This window comes from Franzmannia qiaohouensis, assembly GCF_031451695.1.
GTDB lineage: Bacteria > Pseudomonadota > Gammaproteobacteria > Pseudomonadales > Halomonadaceae > Franzmannia > Franzmannia qiaohouensis.
The window spans coordinates 1-1,952 of sequence record NZ_JARWAM010000043.1 but is presented as its reverse complement, the minus strand read 5'-3'; the positions used below and the strand labels follow the sequence as shown (position 1 = coordinate 1,952).

2 protein-coding genes are annotated in these 1,952 nt (G+C 53.7%); one reads left to right on the top strand and one right to left on the bottom strand.

What is annotated here, in order from left to right; genetic code table 11:
- Positions 1 to 76 precede the first annotated feature (76 nt).
- The gene (locus tag QC821_RS21635; RefSeq protein WP_309725594.1) at positions 77 to 691 is read right to left on the bottom strand and encodes a GntR family transcriptional regulator; all 615 of its coding nucleotides are present in this window, start codon (positions 689 to 691) and stop codon (positions 77 to 79) included.
- Positions 692 to 883: 192 nt separating this feature from the next.
- On the opposite strand from QC821_RS21635, the gene QC821_RS21630 reads away from it, so the two are divergent.
- Positions 884 to 1,879 (top strand): polyamine ABC transporter substrate-binding protein, encoded by a 996-nt coding sequence (locus QC821_RS21630; protein ID WP_309725592.1) that lies wholly within the window; start codon positions 884 to 886, stop codon positions 1,877 to 1,879.
- The last annotated feature ends 73 nt before the right edge of the window (positions 1,880 to 1,952 follow it).

The window sequence follows — 1,952 nt, the reverse complement described above, 5'->3', positions numbered from 1 at the left end:
TTGGTCGGTAAAGCAGGGAGGGTACCGGCGCTGGCCCTCCTGCTTCTACCGGGTGGTCCAAAGTGCTGCGGTTATTCTATGAATCTAGGGTTTCAAGAAGCTCTTGCATCCGCAGCTTGAGCAACCCCGCTTTCTGGATGTCCATGATGAACCCCGGTGCAAGAATGGCCTGAGGTTCGGTCGAGAGGCGGAAGGCGAGACTTTCATCGACGGCTTTTGGCGTATCGAACATCGGCTGAAATGCCCATGACCGTCCCGGGAGCTGTGTCACCACCCCATCTCTCGACAGTATTTTTAGTGCATTTAGTACCGAGCTGCGTGTCATATTATAACGACGCACCAATGCACTGACGGACTGAATATCGCCGATACGCCGATCAGCACGGTCGGACAGGATTCTTTGGGCCAGAGAATCCTCCATATCCTCCAGCCGATGCGCCGCTTCGGTCAGTCCGTCTGCCCGACCTATTTCAAGGAAAAAGCCCTCCTCCTCCTTCCAAGAGAGAATTTCCTTTTCTTCCAATAACTTAAATGCCGCACGAATCGGCGTTCGCGAGACACTGCAGGCTTGGGAAAAGACTTGTTCGGGGAGATGATCGCCGGGACTCATCCCCCGCTCCAGCACGAGGGCAATCACCTGCTGTGCCAAGGCAATATGATTCTGTCGACTGTTCCGGCGACTTCCAGCCATGCAAGCACTCCCATGAAAAGGCTGATGAACGAACCACAGCCGCTAGCAGAAAAGAACAACGAATACACATTGACGTATCATTGGTTTGATTAATACTAGCATATGAGGTGGACAGCAAGTGCAGGCCACCGACTGATCTCCACGACGGATATATTCTGGAGAGTAATATAAGAACAACACTGAGGACTCGACATGCAGCGTTTTCGATCCAGCATTGGACTACTTCTTGGTGCCGGCCTTGCCTGCGGTGCTGGCGCGGCTTCAGCAGACGCCCTTGTCATCTCCAACTGGGACGGCTACATGGCGCCTGAAGCACTCGATAGCTTCCTGGAAGCTAGCGGCAACGAGGCCGAACTCGTCTTGCACGGCACCAATGAAGAGATAATGGGAAAGCTCATCGCCTCTAAGGGTAGAGGCTATGATGTCGTCTTCGTGTCATCCCCTTTCGCTGAAGTCTTACAGCACCTAGGATTAGCGGAGCAGCTCGATCACGAGCAGATTCCGAATCTTGCCAACCTGTACCCTGAAGCCACCCAGCTGGAACATGATCCTGGGAATCATTACTCGGTACCCTACACATGGGGTTCCACCGGATTGTGCTACCGATCCGACCTGGTCACCGGGCAGCCTGACTCTTGGCACGACTTGCTAACTCCCAGTGATGAGCTGCAGGGTAAAACCACAATGTTGGCTACCGACCGCTGGCTCCTGGGGGCAGGTTTTCTCGCCCAAGGTTACTCCGTCAACGAAACCGATCCCGATAAACTCGCCGATGTTCGCGATCTTCTGATAGAAGCGAAGAAAGGCCTACTGGCCTACGACGATACGACATTTTACGCCAAGCTGGTATCAGGCGAAGCGCTGATGGTCCATGCCTGGGATGGCTGGTGCAACTACGGCATTGCTGAAAACGCTGATATTCAATACGTGATCCCCCAGGAAGGTTCCGACCTCTGGGTGGATACAATGGTGATTCTCAAGGGCTCGGAAAACAAGGCAGCGGCTTACGAATTCGTCAATTACGTGCTAGATGCCGACAATCATCGCTGGGCAAGCGAGAACATCCTTTACAAGGTTCCCAACCAGGCGGCGATGGAAGCACTTGACCCAACACTGATCGAGCAATTTCCCAATCTTGGCATGACGCCGAACGACATGATGACTTACGAGCCTAGATTCATAGAATAACCGCAGCACTTTGGACCACCCGGTAGAAGCAGGAGGGCCAGCGCCGGTACCCTCCCTGCTTTACCGACCAAAG

Excerpts from the sequence above, each read along its gene's own strand:
- QC821_RS21635 (WP_309725594.1), bottom strand. The coding sequence starts at position 691 with ATGGCTGGAAGTCGCCGGAACAGTCGACAGAATCATATTGCCTTGGCA.
- QC821_RS21630 (WP_309725592.1), top strand. The coding sequence starts at position 884 with ATGCAGCGTTTTCGATCCAGCATTGGACTACTTCTTGGTGCCGGCCTT.